The organism is Protofrankia symbiont of Coriaria myrtifolia (assembly GCF_900634755.1).
GTDB lineage: Bacteria > Actinomycetota > Actinomycetes > Frankiales > Frankiaceae > Protofrankia > Protofrankia coriariae.
Map to the genome: position 1 here is coordinate 1 of NZ_CAAAFS010000163.1, position 7326 is coordinate 7326.

5 protein-coding genes and 1 pseudogene are annotated in these 7326 nt (G+C 69.5%); 4 read left to right on the forward strand and 2 right to left on the reverse strand.

Annotated elements, in window-relative coordinates; genetic code table 11:
• The coding region (locus CM1CMNOD_RS08985; protein ID WP_277602703.1) for a wax ester/triacylglycerol synthase domain-containing protein at nucleotides 1-631 on the reverse strand (631 nt) is incomplete at its 3' end.
• A 630-nt stretch (nucleotides 632-1261) separates the two neighbouring features.
• Here CM1CMNOD_RS08985 and CM1CMNOD_RS08990 point away from each other — a divergent pair.
• On the forward strand, nucleotides 1262-1531 hold the full coding sequence (locus CM1CMNOD_RS08990; protein WP_013873346.1) for an acyl carrier protein: 270 nt from the start codon (nucleotides 1262-1264) through the stop codon (nucleotides 1529-1531).
• A gap of 128 nt (nucleotides 1532-1659) precedes the next feature.
• Here the strand turns inward: CM1CMNOD_RS08990 and CM1CMNOD_RS08995 are convergent, their stop codons facing one another.
• Nucleotides 1660-2607, reverse strand: coding sequence for a D-2-hydroxyacid dehydrogenase family protein (locus CM1CMNOD_RS08995; protein WP_043605947.1), 948 nt, complete (start codon nucleotides 2605-2607; stop codon nucleotides 1660-1662).
• 532 nt (nucleotides 2608-3139) lie between these two features.
• Here CM1CMNOD_RS08995 and CM1CMNOD_RS09000 point away from each other — a divergent pair.
• From CM1CMNOD_RS09000 to CM1CMNOD_RS24380, 3 genes and pseudogenes are all read left to right on the forward strand, one after another.
• Nucleotides 3140-4873, forward strand: a complete 1734-nt coding sequence (locus CM1CMNOD_RS09000) for an ABC transporter ATP-binding protein (RefSeq protein ID WP_013873348.1) — start codon at nucleotides 3140-3142, stop codon at nucleotides 4871-4873.
• Nucleotides 4870-6858 (forward strand): ABC transporter ATP-binding protein, encoded by a 1989-nt coding sequence (locus tag CM1CMNOD_RS09005; RefSeq protein ID WP_013873349.1) that lies wholly within the window; start codon nucleotides 4870-4872, stop codon nucleotides 6856-6858. The genes CM1CMNOD_RS09000 and CM1CMNOD_RS09005 overlap by 4 nt, the downstream gene beginning before the upstream one ends.
• Nucleotides 6859-7165: 307 nt before the next feature.
• Nucleotides 7166-7326, forward strand: a pseudogene (locus CM1CMNOD_RS24380) (ATP-binding protein); the annotation flags it as partial.

Below are 7326 nucleotides of genomic sequence, written 5' to 3' on the forward strand. Positions count from 1 at the left end.
CCCCCGGCCCGCCCGCGACCGCCGGCCTGCCCGCGACTGCCGGCTCGGCCGCGACTGCCGGCTCGGCCGCGGAGGAGCCAGCCGCGAAGGATGCGGAGGAACTGGTCGTGGAGGAGGGGCTGGCCGTGGCTGACGGAGCCGTTGCGGCGTTGCCGGCCGGAATGTTCCCGCCGCGGCGGCCGGGCACGGTGAACTCGTCGTATATCGCGGAGAAGAGGCGGACGCCGCTCTGGCCGTCGGCGAAGGCGTGGTGCGCTTTGAGTAGGAGCGCGAAACGCCCGTCGGACAGCCCGGTGATCACATGCGCTTCCCACAGCGGCCGGACGGGATTGAGCTGGGACGTCATCGCGCCCACGGCGTACTCGGTGAGCTGGTCGTGGGTGCCGGGGGGCGGCAGACAGCAGACCCGGATATGTGCCTCCACCTGGAACTGCGGGTCCCCGACCCATTCCGCGGCGGCGGGCGGTAGCGTCGTCGACCGGAGGCGCTGCCGGAACTGGGGGAAAGCGCTCATCCGCTCGCTGAGCAGACGGACCAGTTGCTCGACACCGACGGGGTGGGCCGGCTCGAATATCATCAGCGCGCCGATGTTCATCGGGGCCGCCGGGTCGTCCAGTTTCAGAAATGCCACGTCCAGTCCGCTCAACCGCTCGCCGGCCATCCGGCCTTCCTCTCCGTATCTTGTTTGTCTCGGTTCCGTGCCTTGTCTCGGTGTCTCGTCCGTCGTGTCCTGATGTCGGTTCCGTGTCCGTGGATCGGTCGTGCGGCCGCTGCGGCCGTCTGTCGACAGCCGCCGTGCGCGTTTTCTGACGTGCACCGTATGGGATAAAACATCCACCATTCCACCGGACATCACGTGCCCATCGAAATGTTAGCCGAGGATCGGCGCTCCATCCGGGGCCCGGCGAAACAGAGCTGTTTGTCCGGTGGCATGCCGGTGTCCTTCTTTCTGGATCGTTTCCGGGTCGGGTTCCGGTCGTTCTCGACTGTCGTGAGTACGGGTGTTTGTCCATCGTGTTGTCGCGCCGGTCGATCACGCTATGTCGATATACCATGCTGGTAGGGTTGCCAGATGTCGTGACTGTCCGGTACTACTGTCACGTTGCGTCACTATCATCCAGTCGACTGGTCCGGTCGGGGCGGTGCGGCGGTGAATCCGCCGATGGGTTACCGGTGACGCGAGCGTGTTCGTTCCACCGGCTTGCCGCTGGTCCGGAACGGGCGCGCCGGGAAAACACGACGAGAAAAAGGAAGAAAAAGGATGCGAGCCACGACCGGGAATCTGAAGACCACGGTGGGCCGGGAGGAACTGCGTGCCCTCGTCGCGGACGCCCTTGAACGGTCGCCGGCCGAACTCGCCGACGAGGCCGACCTCGTCGGCGAGTTCGGCCTCGACTCGCTCGCGGCGCTGGAGATCGTGGTGCGTCTTGAGAAGCTCTACCGCATCCGGGTGAAGGACGAGGAATTCGCCGGCATTACCTCGCTGGACAGGATCCACGACCTGCTGACAACCAAACTCAAGGAAAGCTGACACCACTCGGGACTCGAGGAGATCCGGAGAGCTGACACTGGCCGGGCGATATCCGTCCGGTCGTCGTGGCGTGGTGACCGGACGGGCGGGGGCCGGGCCTGCCGGACCGATCACAGCGGGAGGATCGGTTACAGCAGGCGGACCGGGGCGCCGTCGTGCCAGGCGAGGATGTTCTCGACGATCTGTTCGTAGAACGTCCGGTAGCTGTCGGTGGTGACGTAGCCGATGTGGGGGAGCAGCAGGGTGTTGCGCAGCGTCCGCAGCGGGTGGTCGACCGGGAGGGGCTCGACGTCGTAGACGTCCAGGCCGGCGCCGGCGATGCGCCGCTCGCGCAGGGCGGCCAGGAGCGCCTCCTCGTCGACGATGGGCCCGCGGGAGGTGTTGACCAGGTAGGCCGACGGCTTCATCAGGGCGAGATCGGCGGCGCCGACCAGGCCGCGGGTCGTCTCCGACAGCGGCATGTGGATGGTGATCACATCGGAGTCGGCGAACAGCTCCTGCCTGCTGACGGCGCGTACGCCGTGCGGGGCGGCGCGTTGCGGGGTCAGGTGCGGTGACCAGGCGATGACCGACATCTCGAACGCCTGCGCCAGCCTGGCGACCGGTGTGCCGAGACGGCCGAGGCCGACGACGCCGAGGGTGTGCCCGGCCAGGCCGGGGCCGATGGTGTGCTGCCAGCCGCCGGCCCGGACGGCGGCATCCTCCTGCGCGAAGTTCCGGGTGAGCGCGATGATCATTCCGATGGTGAGTTCGGGCATCGCGTTGCCCCACCCGGTGGTCCCGCAGACGGTGACGCCCTGTCGCCGGGCCGCGTCGAGGTCGATCGCCGCGTTGACCATCCCGGTGGTGACCAGCAGCCGCAGCGTGGGCAGTGCGCGCAGCAGGTCGGCCGGGAACCGGGTCCGTTCGCGCATCGCGACGACTATCTCGCTGTCGCGCAGCCGCCGGACCAGTGCGTCGCGGTCGGGAATGTGCTCGTTGATCACTTCGATCGTGTAGCGGTCGAGCACCGCGGACCAGTCGGCGCTGGTGAGCGCCACCCGCTGGTAGTCGTCCAGGATCGTCACCGTCGGCATGGCGGTCAGCTCACCACCCGGGCGCACCGCCCGCCGCCCGGCCGGGATCGCGCCGGCGGACAGCCATCCGACCGGAATCCCGGGGCGTTCGGAGAAGGCCGGCCCGCCGTGGTGGCCACGCCGGAGAAGGTGTCGGTCATGGCTGCTCCTGGTACCGCCGAACGGGGACTGCCACCTTACGGCTCGCGGGACGTGGGCGGTGACCTACCTCACCGCTGCCGCGGCCGAGAAAACGCCTTGACCTGAAGTCGGGTTCAGCTCGTAGTGTTCTTGTGCGTCGGCGGGTCGCTGACCGTTTGCCGCTGGTATGGCCATCGGCCGGTCCAGCCGGTCCGGGCAGGTGCGGATCGGCTGGGGTGGGCGGTGGTGGCACCGGCGGCGGCAGCAGCGGTCGTGTGGGTAACGCCGACGCACCCCACTGATCGGCACGGCTCTGATCGGCACGGCTCTGACCGGCATGGCGGTATGACAGCGTTGCCACCGTCCGGACTATCGTTCCGCTTCGCCTCGCCCTGCCGCGGAGAGAGAGTGCATGCTGATCCGACTGCTGCGGGCCCATCTGGGCCCCTATGCCCGGCCGATCGGGATCCTGATCGGTCTGCAACTGGTGGCGACCATCGCCATGCTGTACCTGCCGACGCTGAACGCCGACATCATCGACCACGGGGTGGTCGTCGGCGACACCGGCTACATCCTGCGTACCGGCGGGATCATGCTCGGCGTCACCGTCGTGCAGATCCTCTGCTCCGGTACCGCGGTGTACTTCGGCGCCCAGACCGCGATGGGGTTCGGCCGGGACGTCCGGACGGCCGTGTTCGACCGGGTGCAGTCGTTCTCCGCCCGTGAGATCGGCCGGTTCGGCGCGCCGTCCCTGATCACTCGGGCCACGAACGACGTCCAGCAGCTCCAGATGCTGGTATTGATGATCTTCACGTTGATGGTCTCCGCGCCGATCATGTGCCTGGGCGGCATCGCGCTGGCCGTGCACCAGGACGCCGGACTGTCCGTCCTGCTCGTCGTGGTCGTGCCGGTCCTCGGCATGATCATCAGCCTGGTGGTGCGCCGGATGCGGCCGCTGGGCCGGGCGATGCAGGAACGCCTCGACACCGTCAACCGCGTCCTGCGGGAGCAGATCAGCGGGCTGCGGGTGATCCGCGCGTTCGTCCGGGACGACCACGAGCAGCGCCGCTTCGGGGCGGCCAACGCCGAGCTGGTCGACGTCGCCCTGCGCTTCGGCCGGCTGATGGCGCTGACGTTCCCGCTGGTGCTCATGGTGGTCAACATCGTCAGCGTGGGTGTGCTGTGGTTCGGCGCGCACCGCATCGACGCCGGTCACATGCAGATCGGGGCGCTCACCGCGTTCCTCAGCTACCTCATGCAGATCCTGATGTCGGTGATGATGGCCACCTTCATGTTCATGATGATTCCCCGGGCCGAGGTGTGCGCGGAGCGCATCCAGGAGGTGCTGGCCACCGACTCCACCCTGCTGCCGTCGGCGGACCCGGTGCACTCCCTCGACCGGCACGGTGAGCTGGAGCTGCGCGACGTCGGGTTCCGCTACCCGGGAGCGGAGGCGGCAGTGCTGCGCGGGATCTCCCTGCGGGCCCGGCCCGGCCGCACCACCGCGATCATCGGCAGTACCGGCAGCGGCAAGACGACGCTGCTCAGCCTGATCCCGCGGCTGGCCGACGCCACCGAGGGCGCCGTGCTCGTCGACGGCGTCGACGTCCGGGATCTCGACCAGGCGCTGCTCGCCGCCACCGTCGGGCTGGTCCCGCAGAAGCCGTACCTGTTCTCCGGCACCATCGCGACCAACCTGCGCTACGGCGACCCGGACGCCACCGACGACCAGCTGTGGCAGGCGCTGGAGATCGCGCAGGCGAGGGAGTTCGTCGAGGCCATGCCCGACGGCCTGGACACCGCGATCGCCCAGGGCGGGACGAACGTCTCCGGCGGCCAGCGGCAGCGCCTGGCGATCGCCCGGGTGCTGGTCCACCGTCCGGAGATCTACCTGTTCGACGACTCGTTCTCGGCCCTCGACTACGCCACCGACGCGCGCCTGCGCGCCGCGCTCACCCAGGAGACCGCCGGCGCGACCGTTGTGATCGTCGCCCAGCGGGTCGCCACCATCCGCGACGCCGACCAGATCATCGTGCTGGACGCCGGCGAAGTTGTCGGTACCGGCACCCATCATCAGCTGATGGCGGACAACGCCACCTACCGGGAGATCGTCCTCTCCCAGCTCACCGAGGAGGAGGCCGCGTGACCAGGCCGGCACCAGCGGCGGCGGCACCAGCGGCGGCGGCAGCGGCACGCCGGGGCCCGGCGCCGATGGGCGGCCCGGGCCGTTTCTTCGTCGGCCAGGGCGCCGCGGAAAAGTCGATGGACTTCGCCGGGTCCAGCCGTCGGCTGCTCGGCCTGCTGCGCCCGCAGCGCCACCTGTTCGTCGCGGTGATCGCGCTGGCGACGGTGAGTGTCGGGCTGACCGTGCTCGGCCCGCGGCTGCTCGGGCACGCCACCGACCTGGTGTTCGCCGGGATCTTCAGCCGGCGGCTGCCGGCCGGCACCTCGAAGGCCGACGCCGTCGCCGACCTGCGCGCCGGCGGCCACGGCATCCAGGCCGACCTGCTCGCCTCGCTCGACGTCACCCCCGGCCAGGGGATGGACTTCGGCGCCATCGGCACGGTGCTGCTGTGGGTGCTCGCCGTCTATGTGCTCGCCGGGGTGTGCGGTGTCGCGCAGGCCAGGCTCACGAACCTGGCGCTGCAACGGGTGATCGGCACGCTGCGCGCGGACGTGCAGGCGAAGATCTCCCGGCTGCCGTTGCGCTACTTCGACCGCCAGCCTCGCGGCGAGGTGCTCAGCCGGGTCACCAACGACATCGACAACCTCCAGCAGAGCCTGCAGCAGAGCCTGTCGCAGATCATCGCGTCCGTGCTGACCATCGTCGGCGTCCTGGCGATGATGATCTGGATCTCCTGGGAGCTCGCGCTGATCGCGGTGGTCGCGGTGCCGCTGTCGGTCATCGTCGCGACCCGGATCGGCAAGCTGGCCCAGCCGCAGTTCGTCACCCAGTGGAAGGTCACCGGCCGGCTCAACGCGCACATCGAGGAGATGTACACCGGGCACGCGCTGGTGCGGGCCTTCGGCCGCCAGCAGGAGTCCGCGCAGACCTTCCGCGACCTCAACGAGCAGCTCTACGCCGCCAGCTGGCGCGCGCAGTTCATCTCCGGGCTCATGCAGCCGGCGATGATGTTCATCGGGAACCTCAACTATGTGCTGGTGGCGGTCGTCGGCGGGCTGCGGGTCGCCTCCGGCTCGCTGTCGATCGGCGAGGTGCAGGCGTTCGTCCAGTACTCCCGGCAGTTCAGCCAGCCGCTGTCCCAGGTCGCCAGCATGGCGAACATGGTGCAGTCCGGGGTCGCCTCGGCGGAGCGGGTGTTCGACCTGCTCGACACCCCCGAGCAGACACCGGACCCGGCCATCCCGGCACACCCGGGGCGGCTGCGCGGCCGGATCGCCTTCGAGCACGTCGCGTTCCGCTACGAGCCGGACAAGCCGCTGATCGAGGACCTGTCGCTGACCGCGGAACCCGGGCATACCGTCGCGATCGTCGGCCCGACCGGCGCCGGCAAAACCACCCTGATCAACCTGCTGATGCGCTTCTACGAGGTCACCGGCGGCCGGATCACCCTGGACGGCGTCGACATCGCCACCATGTCCCGCGAGGAGCTGCGGGCGAGCATCGGCATGGTGCTCCAGGACACCTGGCTCTTCGGCGGCACCATCGCGGAGAACATCGCCTACGGCGCCGAGGGCGCCACCCGGGAGCAGATCGTCGCCGCGGCCACCGCCGCCCACGTCGACCGCTTCGTACGCACCCTGCCGGACGGCTACGACACGGTGCTCGACGACGAGGGCACCGGCGTCAGCGGTGGGGAACGGCAGTTGATCACCATCGCCCGGGCGTTCCTCGCCGAGCCGTTGATCCTCGTGCTGGACGAGGCGACCAGCTCGGTGGACACCCGCACCGAGGTCCTGATCCAACGGGCCATGTCCACCCTGCGGGCCGGGCGCACCGCGTTTGTGATCGCGCACCGGCTGTCGACGATCCGGGACGCGGACACCATCCTGGTGATGGACAACGGCGCGATCGTCGAACAGGGCGACCACACCAGCCTGCTCGCCGCAGGCGGCGCCTACGCCCGCCTCTACCAGGCCCAGTTCGCCCAGGCCGTCGCCGAGGTTTGACAGCAGGGGAAGCCGTAGGTGGTTTTTGTCGTCCTGACAGCGTTTTCCACCTACGGCCTCCGCGTCTGTAGGTGGAAAACGCTGTCAGGACGACGGTTTTCACCCACGGCTGGGCTCCCCGCCCGGCTGGGCCCGGCCCCGGCCGGGCGTGCGGGGGCCGAGCGGCGGAGGCGGGTGCCGTGGCGGACAACAGCCGGACACGGCTGCCGCCCCGGCGAGCCGGCGGTGGGCCGTAAAGTCGCCGGTGGCGGTCCTTGTCCCGAGGCAGTGGAAGATCCTGCTCCGAGGCCGTGGAGGATGGCGGCCGGTGCGGCGGTTCAACACGGCGGGCCCCTGTCTGCCGGAGTACCACTACATGATTCCGGCGTTGTCACGGCTGCCGGAAGCGCCCGGGCTGGTCGAGCAGTCGGGATATTTCGTGGTGCACGCCCCGCAGCAGACGGGGAAGACGACTGGAGTGATCCCGCT